Genomic DNA, 18,052 nt, shown 5'->3' with positions numbered 1-18,052 from the left:
AAGGACATCAACGACAAGAACCAGACGGTTACCTCTGACTCCGACAAGCCTTCCGACACCCCGGATAAGGGCGACGGCAAGGACAATGATGGAGACAAGGGCAGCTCGAAGAAGGACCTGCCGTGGTGGCTGCTGCTCATCCCGGGTCTGGGCCTGATCAAGATCATCTCCGACGGTGGCCATGATGGTGGCAATGGTGGCCACGATGGTGGCAACAACCACGGTGAGTCCCATGACAACACCGGCCGCGATGACCGCGAGGTTACCGTCCTGGATGCAACCCCGCCGGAGGATGCTGCCAACCAGCCGCAGGACTTCGGTCAGCCGGTGCCGTCCAACACGCACCGCGTGGAGATCAAGCACGTACCTTCCGGTGCAACCCAGCTTGACCCAGGCATGCAGGACTTCATCAAGTAGTCCGCACTGCAACACCATCCCGGCCCTCACCGGCTGGGCGTGGTAGGGGCAGACAATGATTAGGACAATCCCCTCCAGGGTGAAAACGCTGGAGGGGATTCGTCGTATGACTCTTAGACTATTGTTTACAGCGAAACCCCATAGCGAAGACTTTTAGAAGCTAGACGCCCATAATTAGAAGACAGGAACAAGGAGCAGAGATTATGGCTGACGAAAGCCAACAGAACGATATTCCGGAATACCCCTCCGATTCCACGGGTGAGACTGCCGGGGAGGCTGCCGCAGCGAAGCACCGTGCCGGTGAGGAGCAGTCAGCGGGCGAGCCGAAGAAGGGCAATAAGAAGCTCCTCATTGGTCTGGTGGCGCTCATTGCGATCATCTTGGTCATCGTGCAATTGGTGATCTATGCGGGCCGCAATGGCGATGATTCTGCGGAAGATAATGCAGGGGATTCGGTGGAGACGTCGCAAAGCTCTGAGTCTGCCGCACCCACGACGAACAATGATCCCTTCGTGGATGACTCCGGTGAGCAGGATCAGGAGATTGATGCCGCACCGGGTGAGTTCCGTGGCTTTGGTGCCATGTCCCTGGGCATCAACGATGAGTTCGCCGCGGTGGACCCGATTCAGGTCACTGATACCGGCATGCTGATTCCCCCGCGCGATGTGCAGCGCTTGGGCTGGTACTCCGCATCCGCTGTCCCGGGAGTTGCTGGCCCGGTTGGCTCCAGCGTTATTACCGGCCACATCAACTACCAGGGGCAGGGAACAGGTTTCGCCGAGAAGTTCACCACCCTGGAGCAGGGCCAGGAGTTCACCGTCTTCATCGATGGTGAGGAGCGCCGCTTCCGCGTGACTGAGGCACCGTACCGTCTGCAGAAGGGCGCGGGCTTCCCGGACGTGGTCAATGACACGGAGGGAGAGAACCGCCTGGTCCTCATCACCTGCGGTGGCAAGTTTGTTGGTGGCCAGCTGGGCTACGAGGACAACATCATCACCGTAGCCGAGCCGGTGGCACCGGTGGAAGGTGGCGCTGAGGCGCCGGTGGCTTAGGCGGAGGCCTCCTCCAGGCGCGCGATGTGCAGCGTCAGGTAGGAGACTTCATCGGGGGTTAATGCGCTGTCGAGGCGCAGCTCAATCAGGTTGGCTACCATCTGGGCGGTCTCGACGGCATCGGGGTAGCGCGCGGAGATGGCGGTGGCCACCTGACGGTCGTCGGAGTCGAGCTGCTGGTGCTCCGCCATGCGCACGAAGAGATAGCGCAAGTGCGTGATGAAGCGGGCGACGGAGATGTCCTCGCTGTTGAGCTCCGTATCGTTGTGGGAACCGATGACGGCCAGGATCTGTTGGATGAGGCCCGTCATGCGGTAGGTGCCGGAGAGATCCCCCACCGCGAACCCAGCGTTGACTAGGTGCAGGGTGATGGCCACGGCCTCATCAGGAGCCAGTGGTTTGTGCAGGCCACTGTTGATGGCAGTGAGCAGTTGTTGCGCGAGGGAAAAATCATCGGCGTAGAGGTGGCGTACCTCAGCTGCCAATGGATAGGACACGGTGTTGCCGCGGCTGACCGCGCCGTGGATGTGATCCGCAATCGCCACGACCAGCGTGAGCTTGCTGCGCAGTGCCTCAGACATGTCGACGGAGTGCATGGCATCGATGACTAACTGCACGTACTCGCCGGGGATGCCGGCGATCATGGCGGCGAGGTGGTCCGGGTCGCGGCCAGAATCCGGTACGAAGACCTTGACCACCTTCGCCGGGTCAACCTCAGTGCCGGGGTGAGCCTGGAAGCCGATGCCGCGGCCGGTGACAATGACGTCCTCCGCGCCGCGCCGTGCGAGCACGACGTTGTTATTGAACACGCGCAACAGTTGCACAAGGCACCTTTCTGGTTGGGGTTAACCGGTTAAGGCTAGCCGGTTGGGGCTAGTCGGATGAGGCTAGCCGGTTGGGGCTAAAACGACTAAAGCCAGCCACGATGGTAGATACATCGAGCCAGCTTAGTCAGGGTTCGTTAAAGGCGTGCTAAAGGTTCCCTAGTGGGTCCTTTAGCGGGTCGTGGTTATGACCGTGTCGCCAGCGGCGGCGTGGTTCAGGCCAGCCGGGGTGACGGCAGACAGAGCCTTGGTATTGGTCACGGCCAGGACGATGGTGGTGTCGTAGCCGGCTTCGGTGACCTTGGCAAAGTCAACGGTGGCAAGCAGCTCGCCATGCTTGACGGTGTCGCCCTTCTTGACGGCCGGGGCGAAACCTTCGCCCTTCATCTTCACGGTGTTGATACCGATGTGGACGAGGACCTCCACGCCGTCCTCAGTCTTGATGCCGTAGGCGTGACCGGACTTCATAGCACTGACAATCGTGCCGCTGACGGGGGAGTAGACCTCGTCGCCCTCGGGGACGATGCCCACGCCATCACCTAGCGTGCCGGCGGAGAATACCGGGTCATCGATCTCAGCCATGGGGACAACCTTGCCGGTCGACGGCGAAGCGATGTCGGTGGTGGTGCCAGCGGCCGGCTCAGTGGCCGTGGCCGGGGCATCCGCCTTGGTGGCCGTTGCGGTTGCGGTGGCAGCGCCGGCACCGGCGCCGGCGGCAGCGGTGGTTGCGGGGGCGTCGGCAAGCGCGGCGTTGTCAGCGTTGCCGGCGTTGTTGGCGTTGTCGAGCTCGGCCTGCTCGGCTGCCTCGCGGGCGGCCTTGGCCTCAGCGCGCTCCTCCGGGGTGCGGTAGTCGGTGAAGAGGATGAGGAAGAAGGCCACGAAGAAGGCCACTGCAATGGCGATGGCGTACTTGGCCATTGGGGTGAAGACCGGGATGGTCAGCAGGGAGGTGAAGACGAAGGCGTCGGTAGTAATACCGTTCGTGCCCAGGGTCAGCAGGGCCACGGTCAGGCCACCAGCGAAGCAGCCCACCAGCATGCGCGGGTAGATGCGCTTGTAGCGCAGGTGGATACCGTACAGGGAAGGCTCAGACACACCACCGAGCAGGCCGGCCAGGAGGGCGGAGCCGGAGGTCTGGCGCATCACGGTGTCGCGGTCACGGATGGACAGGGCCAGAACACCGGCGGTAGCGCCGAAGCAGGCGAAGTTCCATGCGCCCATCGGGCCCTGGATGAAGTCATAGCCCAAGGTCTGGATGTTGACCAGCATGAGGGCGTTAAGCGGCCAGTGCAGACCCAGCGGGACCAGGAAGGGGTAGAGCATCGGGATGGCTAGGGCGAAGACGAACGGAACATTGTCATTCATCCAGGACAGGCCAGCACCAATGCCGTTACCAGCCCACACACCGAAGGGGCCAATGAGGAAGGCCGTCAGCGGGATGAGGACGATCATAGTAAGGAAGGGGACAAAGACCATGTGCACCGCGGAGGGGATGATCTTCTGGAAACCCTTGTAGAAGAGCGCGGCAACGGCGGCCATGATGAGCGGGACGAAGACGTTTCCGCCGTAGTCCTGCAGCTGCATGGTCATACCGAAGATCTCAATGGAGCATTGCTCAGCACCGAGGGTGTCGTTGGTAACGCACTGGACCGCGGGGTTCTCCGAGAGATTGAGGAACTCCGGGGTGAATAGCGCAAGCATGATTGCCGCGGGAACCCAGGGGTCGATGCGCAGCTTCTTACCCGCGTTATACGCCACCATCACCGGCAGGAAGAAGAAGACGGAACGCCACATGGCATCCACGAAGAACCACGAGGCCGGCTTGTCAGGGGAGCGGAAGTCCACAACGCCGAAAGCATCGAGCACCGAGGCGAAGGCAATAACCAGGGAGGCGCCCAGCAGCACGCCGAGGATGGGGCGGAAGGAATCCGAGAGGTACTCGAAGAAGGTATCCATCCAGGGCAGCTTGCCCTTGGACTTGGCGCGGGCGGCGGCCTTGACATCATCGTTGGAGCGGCCGGCGGACTCACCGGCGTTCTTCATCTGCGGCAGGGCGTTGATCTGGTCATAGACCGTGGCCACGTCGCCGCCGATGACCACCTGGTAGTTGCGGCCGCCCTGGGGCACAGCGCCCATGACCTTGGGGATAGATTCGAGTGCTTCCTTATCGGCTTTGGAGGCATCAGCCAGCTCGAAGCGCAGGCGCGTAGCACAGTGCGTGAAAGAGGTGATGTTCTCCGCTCCGCCGATGCCATCCAAGATGGCTTCGGCTGCCGAGCGAGTCTCTGTCGACATGAGAATCCTTTCGAGAGTAGGCAGGCACTGTGGCTAAAAACCACAAAAGACCTAGGCCACAATGGTTCACAAGCGAACCATCCCCACACGGCTAAGAGCGGGGAGCCTAGGTCTTGCCCGAAGTAACAATCCTGGTTAGGAGCCTACTCCGAGGGAACAAGGGAGGACAAGTTTCTGTGTGATAGCACACTTTGGCTTCGGGTGAGGTGGCAGTGGCCTGGGGAGTTGCTGATGGTCAGTGTTAAGTCGGCGGCGAGAAGGGGTGTGTTCCCGTACTGTGAAAGTGTCGTAGTGTCACTGTGTACCCCACTATGTGAGCTTGGGTACACGCTTTCTAAGCAGAGAAAGGTTTCTCATGACCGCCAAGTCCTCACGGAATTCCGCCTTCATCAGCGTCATTGGGCGCGGCTTCGACGGTTTGGACGTTGCTGCTGTGGCTCAGGAACTGGGGGCCACCTTCGCCCAGGTAGATGACTTGGGAACCACGCTCAGCGAAGTCCTGGAGAATGCCCCCGCGGGCAACCTGGTCCTCCAAGGCACCGGAGTTATGGACTTTGATGCCAAGGCCGCCGCCGCCCTGGGCCTGCCCTTCGTGCTGGTTTCCGAGGCGCCTGACCGCGCCGCGGAGCTGGCGCTGAACCACGCGCGCTCGGTGGGAGCCACCGTGGTGGGCGCGGTGGATGACGTCTCCTCCATCCCCAGCGCGATTTCCTCCCTGGAAGAGATCGAACCTTATATGAGCGCCGAGCTCTTCCAGAAGCAGCTTTTGGATCAGGCCCGCGAGATTGGCGCGCACATCGTGCTGCCGGAGGGCGAAGACGATCGCATCTTGGAGGCCGCAGGCGAGCTCATCAAGGGCAAGGTGGCGAAGCTGACGATTTTGGGTGACGGGAACGTCGAAAAGCGCGCCCAGGAACTCGGGATCGACCTACCTGGCGTGGACATCATCAACCACCTGGAATCCCCGCTGGCAGAAGAGTTTGCGGCAGACTTTGCGGAGCTGCGCAAGAAGAAGGGCGTGACGCTGGAGCAGGCGCGCGAGACCATGAAGGACGTGTCCTACTTCGCCACGATGATGGTGCACAAGGGCTTGGCCGATGGCATGGTCTCCGGTGCGGCGCACACCACTGCGCACACCATTAAGCCTTCCTTCCAGATCATTAAGACCAAGCCGGAGGCCTCCGTGGTCTCCTCCATCTTCCTCATGGTGATGCCCGGACGCCTGTGGGCCTTCGGTGACTGTGCGGTGAACCCGAACCCGACCCCGGAGCAGCTCGGCGAGATCGCCATCGTCTCCGCGCAGACCGCCGCGCAGTTTGGCCTGGACCCGCGCGTGGCGCTGCTGTCCTACTCCACGGGTACCTCGGGTGCTGGCCCAGACGTGGAGAAGGTGGCGCAGGCCGTCGAGGCGGCTCGCGGTATCGACTCTTCCGTGGCGGTGGATGGTCCGCTGCAGTTCGACGCCGCCTGCGACCCCGGCGTGGCCGCCAAGAAGGCGCCGGAATCCGACGTTGCGGGTAAGGCCACGGTCTTCGTCTTCCCGGACCTGGAGGCCGGCAATATTGGCTATAAGACGGCGCAGCGCACCGGTGGTGCACTGGCGGTGGGCCCGATTCTGCAGGGGCTGAACAAGCCGGTCAATGACCTTTCACGTGGCGCGACTGTTCCGGACATCATCAACACGGTGGCTATCACTGCTATTCAGGCAGGGGTGAAGTAGATGGCGTACGTACTCGTTCTCAACTCGGGTTCCTCCTCAGTTAAGTTTCAGCTGGTGGACCCGGAAAGCTCGGCTACAGATACCCCGCTGGTCTCCGGTTTGGTGGAGCAGGTTGGTGAGCCGCAGGGTGCGGTGACCGTCAAGACGGGCGGTGAGGAATTCAAGGAAGAGCTGGAGATTCCCACCCACTCCTTCGGCCTGGACCGCGCGTTTAGCATCATGCACGAGCATGGCGTGGGCCCGACGGATGTCGAGGTCATCGCCGTGGGCCACCGCGTGGTACACGGCGGGCGCTTGTTCAGCGAGCCACAGCTCATCGTGGATCAGATCGAGTCCATGATCGAGGACCTCATTCCGCTCGCGCCGCTGCACAACCCGGCGAACCTGGACGGCATCCGCGTGGCGCGCAAGCTGCTGCCGGAGATCCCGCACGTGGCGGTCTTCGATACGGCCTTCTTCAACCACATGCCGCCGGCGGCCGCGCTCTACGCCATCAACAACGATGTGGCCTCGCAGTATGACATCCGCCGTTATGGCTTCCACGGAACCTCCCACGAGTTCGTCTCGCAGCAGGTGCCGAAGCTTCTTGACCGTGACCCAGGGCATGTTCACCAGATCACGCTGCACTTGGGCAACGGTGCTTCGGCGGCGGCGATTCGCAACGGCCGCCCGATCGATACCTCGATGGGCCTGACCCCGCTGGCAGGTCTGGCCATGGGCACGCGCTCGGGCGATATTGACCCGGGTATCATCTTCCACCTCTCGCGTGAGGCGGGGATGTCGATCGATGAGATCGATAACCTTCTGAACAAGCGCTCCGGTGTGAAGGGCATTGCGGGTGTCAACGACTTCCGCGTGCTGCGCGAGCGCATCAACAACGAGGACCAGGACGCCTGGCTGGCCTACAACATCTACATCCACCAGCTGCGCCGCTTCATCGGCGCGTACATGATTGCGCTGGGCCGCGTGGACGCGATTACGTTTACCGCCGGTGTGGGCGAGAACGATACTGAGGTCCGCCAGGATTCGCTGTACAACCTGGACATGTACGGCATTGACTTCGATAAAGAAGCCAACCTCGTGCGCTCGAAGGAGCCGCGCATGATTTCGACCGCGGATTCCCAGGTCAAGGTCTTCGTGGTGCCCACGAACGAGGAGCTGGCTATCGCGCAGAAGTCCGCAGGTATTGCTGCCATGGCCCGGGAGGCGGGCCTGTACTAAGTCGAGCGTCGGCTATGCCGCCGGCCGGTAGCGCTGGCGGCTAGAACATCGTGACTGGGCGGACCTTATTGGCCAAGTCCACCAGCGCGTAGCGGTGGCGGGCGAATGGTGCTTGGCGGGCTAATGCCCGCAGGGTATCCGCCAGGCCATAGCGCAGGCCGCGCTGGGTAAAGGGGAACTCGAAAAGATCGTTGGGGGAGGCCGCGGCGTCGAGGTCTGCCTCGCGCAGGAAGGTCAGCCCGGCGGAGATGACCGCAATCTTGATCTGCAAGAAGCGCGGCTCGTTCTGCGGAATCTCCTCTAGGCGGCGGGCAGCACGCCGGATGCGTGACTCGGAGAGATCATGCACGATGAGCTGCAGGACCGTGGTCAAGCGGGCCATGCGGTGATGGCGCGAGGCGTTGGGCACCTTATCCAAGGTGGCCACGGCAAGCTCAACCTGGTGCTCGGCGCGCAGCTGGCGGGCCAAGCCGAAGGCGGAGGAGACCGTCGTCGGGTTCGTCGCCCACACGATGCCGTAGAGGCGCAGCGAGTTGAAACGCAGGTGGGCCGGATCATCGGTGATGTGGTCCCAGATACCTGGCTGGTCCTCAAAAGCATCGTTGGGCAGATCCGCCAGCGAGGTGGTGAGGTTGGCGCAGGCACGGGCAACGGAGGCGTCGATCAGCGCGGCCTCCGAAAAACCCAGCTGCTGCAGGATGAGCTCGTTGACCGCGCCGATGGCCAGCTTCGGTGCAGCCTCGCCGGGCAGCACGTCGAGGACGTGCGCGAAATGGGCTTGGGCCTCGCGGTATTTGTCCAAGAGCAGCTCGGTCACGCCCGAGTACCAGTGGAAGCGCCAGTCCTTGCCCAAGCGCTCCTCGATGGAGGTCAACCACTCGCGGGCCTGGCCGATATAGCCCAGGTCAATCATGGCGCGCACCACGCCGAGGGGAATCTCGGCGGACTCCTCGTACTCCGGGGTCTGCATGGCCTGGCGCAGGGTTTCTAGCGCTTCCTGCGGCTCGGTATAGGAAGAACCCTGCAGCAGCGGGGCGCCGATATCGGAGCGGACAATGAGCGGGATGGGCAGCGCGGAGACCACCTCGGGGGCGGTGATGCGGACGGTGCGGTCGATGCCATCGATGAGCTGGTCGGTGCGGAAGACCAGGTGCTTCGTGCCGAAGGTCGTACGCTGCGGGGAGAAGACGGAATGCTGAGCAGGGTGCTGGATGCCATCGCGGAGCGCGATGACCTCGCGCAGGACGCCGAAGAGCTGGTCACGCAGCTCGGAGACGGACGCGAAGCGCCGCTCCGGGTCCGGATCGGTCGCGCGCAAGAGGAGGCGGTAGAAGGAAAGGTAGCGGCGCAGCAGCGGCTCCTCCGTGGGGGAGGGCAGGCCGGGCTTGTAGACGCCATCCTCCACCGGCAGCTTCAGCGTTAGGCAGGCCAGGGTGCGCCCGATGGTGTAAATATCGCTGGCCACAGAGGGGCCCTGGGTGGAGATCTCCGGCGCCTGGAAACCCTGCGTGCCGTAGATGTGTCCGAAGGCACCGATGCCGGAGACCGCGCCCAGATCGATGAGCTTGACCTGGTCCTCGGTGACGATGATGTTGGAGGGCTTCAAGTCGTTGTAGACCACGCCGCGGGCGTGCAGGTAATCCAGGGCGGGCAGGATTTCCAGGATGTAGGCAATCGCGGTGTCGACCGGGAAGCGGTCATTGGCCTGGTCGTTGCGGCGCTGCTTCAGCGAAGGTCCGCCGACGTACTCCATGACGATGAAGCCGCCGGGTACGCGGGGATCATCGATGAAGTTGAAAATCTTCACGATATTCGGGTGCGTGATGTCCGCGAGGAATTCGCGCTCCGCCTCCGCCGTGGCGGTCTCTTCTGCGGAGTTGGTGGATTGCATTCCCTTGAGCACCACGATGCGCCCGGAGACGAAGTGGTCATTGGCCAGGTAGATCCAGCCCAACCCGCCATGGGCGAGCACGCCGAGGATTTCGTATTGGCCGGCCACCATGTCACCCGGCTTAAGCTGCGGCGGGGCGGCGCGGGGCGCATCCTGCGGATCGATAAGCGCCTGAGTGGGATCATCCGGGACCACGAAGGGCAAGGTGGCCATGCCATCGGCCACTTCGCGGTCGGTGCGCTTGGTGCTGCGGCGCTGGCGGAAGGTATCGAGCGCGCGGCGGCGGGAGGCCTGCGAGGGGTCCTCTGCTTTGCGACGATCTCGCAGCTGCCCCAGCTCTTCGATCAGAGCCGCGATGTTGTCTGAATCGACGTATTCGCCATCGCCAGGCTTATTCGTCGCGGTGCCGTGCGTGCCGGGCTGACCGGAAGGGGATAGGACGGCGCCGGTGGCAGTGGGGTCATCTTCCTCGTAGTCATCGGCGAAAGGATCGAAAGGTACGGCCGCGGTGCGGTCGGAGGCTTCCGTGTTACCGGCACCGGAAGCCGTTGTTCCCGGATCACCTGGTTCCGCAGGCGAGGTGCTGAGAAGGTGATCCTCCGAGAGATCATCCTCCTCATCGGCGAAGGGATCGAAGCGGACGGCTTGGGTAGCGTCGGCGGGTGCTTCGAGCTCCACAGCTTCGAGAGCAGCGTCCTCGTGCTCTTCGGGCGTGAGGTGGTCGAGCTCATCCTCGCTGAAGCGGTGCGACATTAGTGCCCCTCCTTCTTCTCACCGGGGTGGTTGCTGCTTGGGGAACTCGGCTGCGATTCCGTCGCGGGTGGGGTCTCATCGAGGTACTTTGGCGCCGGGAGCATGGGCTGGTCCATATAATCCCCCAGCCACTCGTTGAAGAGCCTTTGCCAGGTCCCGTCCTTGCGAATGCGCTCCAGCGTGGAGTTCACCTGACGGATAAGCGGGCGCGAGTCATACGTGCCATCGGGCTTGCGCACTGCCACGCCGTAGTTTTGACTCTCAAGGGGGCCACCGACAATCTCGGTGTAGCGATCCTGGGCCAACATGCCGGAGAGCAGCGCATCATCCACCACGATGCCATCCGCTTGCCCCAGCTGTAGGGCCATGAGGCAATCGCCCCAGGCGCGGGTCTCCAGGATGTCGGAAGCAGGCGCGTGCGTGCGTATCGCGTCCACCATGGTGGAACCCTTCGTCGCGCACAGGGTCATCCCAGCGGTATCCGCGATGGACTCAATACCGGAGTTCTTCAGCACCAGCAAACGAGCGTCCGTTTGCATATAGGGAATGGAGAAGGTGACTTCGCGCTGACGTTTGGGGCTAATAGTCATGGTACGGATGACGATGTCCACCGTGCGGTCGTTGAGGGCACGCGCGCGCTCGGAAGCTTCCACGAAGCGGAAGTCCACCTTGTTGGGATCCCCAAAGATATCGCGGGCGATTTCGCGGGCGATGTCGACCTCGAAGCCGCGCACCTCGCCGCTGGCGGTATCGCGGTAGCTGAGCAGGTTATTGGAGCGGTCCACGCCCACGATGAGCCGTCCGCGCGCCAGGATATCGGGCACGCGTTCCTCCGGCTTCTTATCGTCCGGGCGGTAGGAGCCATAGGCCTCTGCATCGCTTTGCCGGGATACCTCACCGGTGCCAGCGGGCTCGATGATGGCATCCTCCGGCAGCGGCGGCCCCGGAGTGGAATCGAGGTTCGCGGTGGAGGGAAGGATGGGGTCCTGCGTGCTGGGCGGCTCCGGCTCACAGGCGCTGAGCGCCACGGCGCTGCTGAGCACGAGCAGGGCTGTGGTCCACGCTAAGCGTTGAGAGTTTCGGCGGCGCATCACAGGTACTCCTGCAGACGGGGACGAATACCTAGCCACACGGCGATGATCGCGCCGAAGGTGGCCAGGAGCACGCCGGTGGACACCATCGTCATGGCGTTGAGACCCTGGACCAGGTAGGTGCGCATGGCGTCGCGGGCTTGGTCGATGAGCGCGGCCAAGGAGCTATCCACGGCGTTGAAGGCGCTGGCGGCGGTCGGGTCACCGTCCGGATCGATGGCGGTGGCCTGGTACAGCGCGCCATCGTAGTCGCCCTTAGCGAGGTCCTCGGTGAACTTCTCGTGGGTGGAAGTCCAGTCCTCCACTGCCTGCTTGGCGCGGGGAATCAGGGAAGGATCGGAGGAGGGGAAGTCGTCGTCGCTAAGCGCCTGCTCATAGTCCCGCAAAGCCTGGTCCACGGAGTACACCGTGGAGCTAAAGTGCACGGACATGTCCTGCTCGGAGGAGCGCAGGACCAAGGCGAGGGTCTCCGAGGTGCGCATCTGCTGGGCCTCAATGCGCGAGGCAGTCAGTGAGTCCCAGGGGCGCGACACCGTCTCGAAACCCTGGTGGCCCGAGGCCCACGTGGCGAAGTTGGAGGCGGAGGCCCACACCAGCGCGAGGAACAGCAACCCCGTGGCCGCCACAAAGCCACGGTTGAAGCGGCGGCGGGTCAGCCGCCACAGCCACCACTGCGCCAAGCCGAGGAAAATGAGTGCGGCAACCAGCCCGGACAGCGGAACCCACTGCGGGCGGGTCAGACGCTGCTGCTGTTGGCTCACCTTCTCCGAGGTCAGGGTGAACAGCTCCGCGGCGGCGGGGAGAATCTGGGTCCGCATGAGCGCCGAGGCGTTGGACATATAGGAATTCGCCACGGCGTGGCCCGCGCGGTGATTGACACGCGCCTTTTCCACGAGGGCGGTGTACACCGGCAGCTCGCGCTGGATAAAGGTGACGAGCTCGCGCACGCGCTCATCCTCGGCGGAGGTGCCCACGATGGCCTGCGTGGCGGCGACCGACGCGGCATCGATGGCCTCGTTATAGCGGTTGCGGTTATGCTCCGGTTCGACGCCCGCCTGCACGAAGCCGGTGGTGGCCACGGTATCGGCCAGAGACAGGTTGGTGTAGAGGTGATGCGCCGCATTCGACATCGGCTCCGTGGAGGTCAGCAGAGTATCCAGGTCATCGTGGCGCGCGGCCGAGGAAGAAGACATAGAAAACCCGGCTGCCGCGAGCGCGGCGGTCAGGATGACGGTGACCGTAAACAGCTTGCCGGGCGTGGTGGAAGCAAAGCTATAAAAGCGCCGGAGGACGCGCGCTGGGCCGGAGAAGGAACTCATGGCCAGCTGCGTGGGGCGGCTAAAAGCCGGGGCAGCAGGCTCGGTGACCTCATCGAGCCAATGATCGCCCCATGATTCGGGGGAGTGCTCGCGCAGTTCGGTGGCCGGGCCGGTCATTCCCTTAGGATAGCGCCCCGCACCCCATCGCGCGATGATTTGGGGCAGGGTGGCGTGGGCTTATTCTCGCGTATCGTATAAGACATGTGTACACGCGTTAACCCAGAGCTTTCCGGTGATGGCTGGTCTAAAGGTCCGGGCGGGGTGCCGGTATGGGGCAAGTTTGGCGCCGCTGGCCTCTTCCTCGTGGCGGGGGATGACGTGCTGCTGCAGCATCGCGCTACGTGGACGAATAACGGTGGGACCTGGGGAATCCCGGGCGGGGCGCGGGATAAGCCGGAGTCCCCGGAACAGGCAGCGTTGCGGGAGACGGAGGAAGAAACCGGAATCTCGCCGGCGGACGTCGAGGTTCTAGGCTCGCTCGTTACCGCCGGGCCCTTCGAGGAAGGCTGGACTTATACCACGGTGTTAGCGCGGACTCTTTCGGGGCAGCGCTTGGCCACGACCGCCAACGAAGAATCTGCTGAGCTGCGCTGGGTGCCCTTTAACCAGATAGAAGAGCTGGAGCTTTTGGCTCCCTTCCGGGAAGCACTACCGCGGCTGCTGAAGTATTGGGAAGAAAACGGCAGCTGATACAGGCGCGCGGCGGGAACCTGTGGCACGCTGTAGGACATGATTGAAGTAGCCGGACTGACCAAACAGTACAAGTCTGTCCGCGCCGTCGATGACCTCACCTTCCAGGTGGAGCCGGGACAAGTGACCGGCTTTCTGGGACCAAACGGCGCTGGAAAATCAACGACGATGCGCATGATCCTGGGCTTGGACAAGCCCACCGCTGGCACCGCCCTGGTGCACGGCAAACCCTACCGCGAGCTGAAGAACCCGCTGCGTGAGGTGGGCGCGCTTCTCGACGCCAAAGCGGTCCACGCCAACCGCACCGCCGCCAACCACCTGACGTGGATGGCGCAGGCCAACGGCATCCCGACCTCCCGCGTCGATGAGGTGCTCGGGCTTGTAGGCTTGGCTGATGTTGCGGGCAAGAAGGCCGGCGGCTTCTCCCTCGGTATGGGCCAGCGCCTTGGCCTGGCGGCAGCCATGTTGGGAGACCCGGGCGTACTAATCCTGGATGAGCCGGTTAACGGCTTGGATCCGGAGGGCATCCGCTGGGTGCGCTCGCTCGTGCGCGCGCTGGCAGCTGAAGGCCGCACGGTGCTCATTTCCTCCCACCTGCTGGCGGAGATGGCGCAAACGGCGGACCACCTGGTGGTCATTGGCCGCGGCCGGCTCTTGGCCAATCAGCGCACCTATGACTTTGTGAAGGAAAACTCCAGCTCTTCGGTTATCGTGCGCTCGGAACACTTGCGCGAGTTCGGCTCGGCGCTGAAGGAGGCCGGCATTTCCTTTAGGGAATCGGTCGACGAGGAGCAGCGCCCCACTTTGATCATCCCTGAGCAGACCACGGACTACGTGGGCCAGCTGGCGTACTCCACGGGCGTGCCGCTGACGGAATTGACGCTCCACCGCGCCTCGCTGGAAGAGGCCTATGTGGCTATGACGGATCGCGCGGTGCAGTACCAGGCGGAGGCACCGCAGGAAGGGGTACAGCGCTAATGTTTCTCAATACTGTTCACTCGGAGTGGACGAAGCTGCGCACGACGAAGTCCTTCTGGTGGACCACGGTCCTCATCTTCCTCATCGTGACCGGCTGGACGCTGCTGAACTCGCTCAACGCGGGCGAAGCCGTGTTGGGCATTAGCCCGCTGCAGGAGCGCAGCTTGGGTTCCATCATCTTGCTCATGGGCATGCCGATCATCATGATCCAGGCCGCGATGGTGGTGACCACGGAGTACCGCTATAAGACGCAATCCCTGACCTTCATGGCCAACCCGCAGCGTTGGACCGTGGCCTGCGCCAAGCTGCTGCTCTACGGGGTCATTGCGGCCGTCATTGCATTCTTGGGCCTGGTGTACATCTTCGTGTTGGCAGATTTGACTACGAACGAATCTGCGGCCGAGGCCTTCCAGCCCTTTGCCAGCGAGGACGGCAAGTACATGCTGTGGGCCTTCCCGCTCGCGGCCTTCGGCGTGGTTGCTTTTGTCCAGGGCCTAGGCATGCTGCTGCGGCAGACCGCCGGCACGGTGGCCATCTGCCTCATCTTGTACTTGGGCTTGGAAAATATCGTGCGCGTGCTGCCGCTGGTGGGCGATAAAGTCATTCACTTCATGCCTTTTACCGCCTTCCAGAACTGGGCGGTGAACTATGTCGATGAGAACGCGCCCTGGTCATCGGTAGGCTTTGAGGCCCTCGTCTTCTTCGGTTGGGCCGCAGTTCTGTGGATTCTGGGCGTCATCGTGCTGGAGAAGCGCGACGCGTGATCCCTTACCCGCTCCTGGCTACATTGGCGCTGTTGTCCGCAACAGCGCCTTTTGCCACTGATATGTATTTGCCGGTGATGCCGGCGATCCTCTCCGATCTGGGTACCACCCGGGCCATGGTCCAGCTGACCATCTCGGGCTTTTTCATCGGCATGGGAGTGGGACAGCTGGTCATGGGCCCGCTTTCCGACGCCATCGGGCGCAAACGCCTCCTCGTCGCCGGTGCCTCCCTCGCGCTGTTCGCTTCCGTGTTGGCGGCGCTGGCTCCGACGGCCACCGTGCTCGTGGCGGCCCGCATACTGCAGGGCCTCGGCGGCGGCGCGTGCGTGGTACTTGCCCGCGCGGTGGTTCCGGACCTTGTGCACGGCGCGGCTGCCGCGAAGGCTTATTCGCTGCTCATGGCGCTGCAAGGCATCGCGCCGGCGGTAGCCCCGGTGCTGGGTGGCGTCCTGGCGGAGCCGCTGGGCTGGCGTGGCATCTTCTGGGTACTCGCCGGGCTGCACGCGGTGCAGTTGGTGCTGGCTGTTGCCATCGTCCCGGAAACCGCGGGTGGGCGCTCCCGCGCCGGGCTGTTTCGCACGGTGGCGGGCAACTACTGGGCGGTCTTGACCAATGCCCGGGTGTGGGGCTACCTGGTGACCATGGCCTTCGGCTTCTGCTCGATGTTTTGCTACATCGCCGCCTCGGCCTTCGTGGTGCAGAACCAGTGGGGCTTTTCACCGTTGGGATATTCGCTGATCTTCGGCATTAATTCCGTGGGCCTCTTCGCAGCCACGCTGGTGAATTCGCGGGCGATGGATTCGGTTTCGCCGGCGGTCATGCTGCGCATTGGCGTGACCGGCGTTTTCGTGTGCGGGGTGCTCTTGTTGCTGTCGGTGCTGCTTGGCGCTCCGGTATGGGCATGCCTCCTCGTGCTTTTTGCCTGCGTGGCGCCGACCGGCTTCATCATGGGCAACGCCACCGCGTTGGCGACGGGCCTCATGCGCCCGCGCGCGGGCAGTGTCTCCGCGATTATGGGTTTTGGCCAATCCATGCTGGCCAGCGTCATCAGCCCGCTCATGGGCTGGGGCTCAAATGCGGCGCTGACCATGGCCACCGGAATGGTCTGCTGCAGCTTAATTTCGCTGTGCGGCCTTGCAGTGTCCACGCGGCTGGCCCGCGGCGCCGCGTAGTGCACCGCGCCGTCTCGTGCACAGGCCGCCGAACTCAAGCCATCGAGCACCCAAACGGCGCCTTGCAAAAGGCATCCCACAAATGGCATCAGTCGAAAGGCGTCTTTTCCTCTAAAAACGCCTTTTGCGGGTCCTAGATGGCGTTTTTAGCACCAAAAACACCTTTTGAGAGATGCCTTCTGGGAGATGCCATTTACTAGATGCCTTCGTCGGATGTCTTGTGGCGCGCGCCACGTGCGCGGCGAGTACACCAGGGCGGGGCTCTTGCCATCCTCAGAGATGGTTCTAGTCAGATGGTTCGTTTGCCCCCAAACGAACCATCTACCGCCTCGCAGAAGGTTTGTTTGCCCCCAGAGGAACCGTTTGACTGGAACCACGTGCGGGTCCCCACGCAGCCCTACTGCAGCGCCGAGGTCAGGCGCATGACGTTGTCCACGTAGCGGCGCAGCAGTCCGCGCTCGTTCCACTCTTCGAGGGTGAGCTCGTGGCAGACCTTCTTGTAATTCCTGGCCAGCTGGGTGAAGTCCTCGATGAGGTCGCCCTTGGCCACCAGCATGGTCGATTCATAGTTGAGGCCGAAGGAACGCATGTCCATGTTGGAGGAACCAAACATGCACAGTGGATCGCGCTCCGGAAGGTTCGGGTCCGCCAGGATGAACTTGGAGTGCAGCACGAAGGGCTCAGGGAATTGGAAGATTCGCACGCCAGCCTCCAGCAGTGCTTGGTAGTAGGAGGACTGCGCGTGGTTGACCATGAACTGGTCCGCCTTCGCAGAAACCAACAACTCCACCTCAACGTCGCGGTAGCACGCGGTGGTGACCGCCTCCAAGAGGGACTCGTCCGGGATGAAGTAGGGCGAGCAAAGGATGAGTTTTTCCTTAGCGTGGTGCACCACCGAATTGAACATGCGCAGGTTGGGTTCCGTGGTGTAACCGGGCCCGGAGGGAACCAACTGGAGGTGGTTGGAGTCCGCCGTCATAGCGTCGTCATAAGGCTGCATGTCCAAGGACAGCTGCTCCTCCGATTCCAGGTACCAATCCACCGCGAACACCGAGGCCAAGGACGTCACCACAGGGCCGGTCATCTCGACCATGTAGTCGATCCATGCGCGGTCTTTGGTCTTGTACTCGCGCTTGATCATGTTCATCGAGCCCAAGAACCCTGTGTGGCCGTCAATGACCACGATCTTGCGGTGGTTGCGCAAATCCGGGCGGCGGAAGCGGCCTTTGTGCAGCTGCAGCGGAAGCATGAGCCGCCAGTCGACGTCTATCTCGGTGAGGCGCTTGCCCAGCGTGAAGTAGCCCTTGTACTTCAAACTGCCAATCTGATCTAGCAGCAGCTTGACCTCCACGCCGCGCTCGCGGGCGCGCGCGAGGGATTGGAAGAAGACATCCGTCACCTCATCCCAGGACTGGATGTAGATTTCGATGAGCACGTATTTCTCAGCGCGGTCCACCGCCCGGGCCATGGCCAGGATGGCCTCCTCATAGGAGGCATGCAGGCCTTTGTTGTGACCAATGAGAGCTGGGTGTCCGGTGAGGTTGCGATTGAGCTGGATGAGGGATTCCACCTCTGGGGAGAGACGGCCGGAGGGGTGGTTGGGGGTGGAGGCGGTGACGTCGTTAAGCAGTGCGTTGGCTTCTTGCTGAATGCGGTGGCGCCGGCGGTTGATATAGGGCGAACCCATGAGCAAGAACAACGGCAGACCCACGATGGGCAGCACAAGAATGGCCAACAGCCAGGCAGTGGAGCTGGAGGGGCGGCGGCCTTCGGGGACCACGCCGATGGCGATAATTTTGATGCCGTAATCAATGAGCAGCAGTACGAACTGCCAGACGGAGAGATCGATGTTGAGGTTCATGGCA

General features: G+C 62.9%; 14 protein-coding genes. 8 read left to right on the top strand and 6 right to left on the bottom strand.

The features are described 5' to 3' along the window. Together HMPREF2537_RS12710 and HMPREF2537_RS00595 are read left to right on the top strand one after the other, a co-directional pair. The coding region (locus HMPREF2537_RS12710) for a hypothetical protein (protein WP_210383595.1) at nt 1-417 on the top strand (417 nt) is incomplete at its 5' end. Nucleotides 418-620: 203 nt separating this feature from the next. Continuing rightward, complete coding sequence (locus tag HMPREF2537_RS00595) at nt 621-1,469, top strand: class F sortase (protein WP_070524704.1); 849 nt, start codon at nt 621-623, stop codon at nt 1,467-1,469. Here HMPREF2537_RS00595 and HMPREF2537_RS00590 read toward each other — a convergent pair. Together HMPREF2537_RS00590 and HMPREF2537_RS00585 are read right to left on the bottom strand one after the other, a co-directional pair. Next, the gene (locus HMPREF2537_RS00590; RefSeq protein WP_070524702.1) at nt 1,466-2,293 is read right to left on the bottom strand and encodes a PRD domain-containing protein; all 828 of its coding nucleotides are present in this window, start codon (nt 2,291-2,293) and stop codon (nt 1,466-1,468) included. The two genes, HMPREF2537_RS00595 and HMPREF2537_RS00590, sit on opposite strands and share 4 nt — an antisense overlap. A gap of 171 nt (nt 2,294-2,464) precedes the next feature. After that, nucleotides 2,465-4,588, bottom strand: a complete 2,124-nt coding sequence (locus HMPREF2537_RS00585) for a glucose PTS transporter subunit IIA (RefSeq protein ID WP_070524700.1) — start codon at nt 4,586-4,588, stop codon at nt 2,465-2,467. 355 nt (nt 4,589-4,943) lie between these two features. Between HMPREF2537_RS00585 and pta the strand changes: the two genes are divergently transcribed. Next, nucleotides 4,944-6,308 (top strand): phosphate acetyltransferase, encoded by a 1,365-nt coding sequence (pta, locus tag HMPREF2537_RS00580; RefSeq protein WP_070524698.1) that lies wholly within the window; start codon nt 4,944-4,946, stop codon nt 6,306-6,308. Further along, entirely contained in the window at nt 6,309-7,529 is a 1,221-nt protein-coding gene (locus tag HMPREF2537_RS00575; protein WP_010188744.1) for an acetate kinase, read from the top strand. Nucleotides 7,530-7,569: 40 nt separating this feature from the next. Here the strand turns inward: HMPREF2537_RS00575 and HMPREF2537_RS00570 are convergent, their stop codons facing one another. Genes HMPREF2537_RS00570 through HMPREF2537_RS00560 form a run of 3 tightly spaced genes read right to left on the bottom strand, consistent with a single transcriptional unit; the run spans nt 7,570 to nt 12,700 of the window. After that, the gene (locus tag HMPREF2537_RS00570) at nt 7,570-10,173 is read right to left on the bottom strand and encodes a tetratricopeptide repeat protein (RefSeq protein ID WP_070524696.1); all 2,604 of its coding nucleotides are present in this window, start codon (nt 10,171-10,173) and stop codon (nt 7,570-7,572) included. Then, the gene (locus HMPREF2537_RS00565; protein ID WP_070524694.1) at nt 10,173-11,264 is read right to left on the bottom strand and encodes a glutamate ABC transporter substrate-binding protein; all 1,092 of its coding nucleotides are present in this window, start codon (nt 11,262-11,264) and stop codon (nt 10,173-10,175) included. Before HMPREF2537_RS00565 ends, HMPREF2537_RS00570 begins: the two co-directional genes overlap by 1 nt. After that, complete coding sequence (locus tag HMPREF2537_RS00560; protein WP_070524692.1) at nt 11,264-12,700, bottom strand: hypothetical protein; 1,437 nt, start codon at nt 12,698-12,700, stop codon at nt 11,264-11,266. The genes HMPREF2537_RS00565 and HMPREF2537_RS00560 overlap by 1 nt, the downstream gene beginning before the upstream one ends. An 84-nt stretch (nt 12,701-12,784) precedes the next feature. Between HMPREF2537_RS00560 and HMPREF2537_RS00555 the strand changes: the two genes are divergently transcribed. The 4 genes from HMPREF2537_RS00555 to HMPREF2537_RS00540 are packed head-to-tail and all read left to right on the top strand — an operon-like array spanning nt 12,785 to nt 16,187. Beyond that, a complete protein-coding gene (locus HMPREF2537_RS00555) occupies nt 12,785-13,273 on the top strand; it encodes an NUDIX domain-containing protein (protein WP_070524690.1) in 489 nt (162 codons plus the stop codon). Nucleotides 13,274-13,312: 39 nt separating this feature from the next. After that, complete coding sequence (locus HMPREF2537_RS00550; RefSeq protein WP_070524688.1) at nt 13,313-14,251, top strand: ABC transporter ATP-binding protein; 939 nt, start codon at nt 13,313-13,315, stop codon at nt 14,249-14,251. Next, nucleotides 14,251-15,015, top strand: a complete 765-nt coding sequence (locus HMPREF2537_RS00545; protein ID WP_070524686.1) for an ABC transporter permease — start codon at nt 14,251-14,253, stop codon at nt 15,013-15,015. The genes HMPREF2537_RS00550 and HMPREF2537_RS00545 overlap by 1 nt, the downstream gene beginning before the upstream one ends. After that, the gene (locus HMPREF2537_RS00540; RefSeq protein ID WP_083298931.1) at nt 15,012-16,187 is read left to right on the top strand and encodes a multidrug effflux MFS transporter; all 1,176 of its coding nucleotides are present in this window, start codon (nt 15,012-15,014) and stop codon (nt 16,185-16,187) included. Before HMPREF2537_RS00545 ends, HMPREF2537_RS00540 begins: the two co-directional genes overlap by 4 nt. A gap of 397 nt (nt 16,188-16,584) precedes the next feature. Here HMPREF2537_RS00540 and HMPREF2537_RS00535 read toward each other — a convergent pair whose 3' ends face one another. Beyond that, the gene (locus HMPREF2537_RS00535; protein ID WP_070524682.1) at nt 16,585-18,048 is read right to left on the bottom strand and encodes a phospholipase D-like domain-containing protein; all 1,464 of its coding nucleotides are present in this window, start codon (nt 18,046-18,048) and stop codon (nt 16,585-16,587) included. Nucleotides 18,049-18,052: the final 4 nt, after the last annotated feature.

This window comes from Corynebacterium sp. HMSC074E01 (assembly GCF_001808885.1).
In the GTDB taxonomy this organism is placed as follows: domain Bacteria; phylum Actinomycetota; class Actinomycetes; order Mycobacteriales; family Mycobacteriaceae; genus Corynebacterium.
Note: the sequence above shows the minus strand (reverse complement) of the source record. Positions and strands in the feature narration are given on the sequence as shown.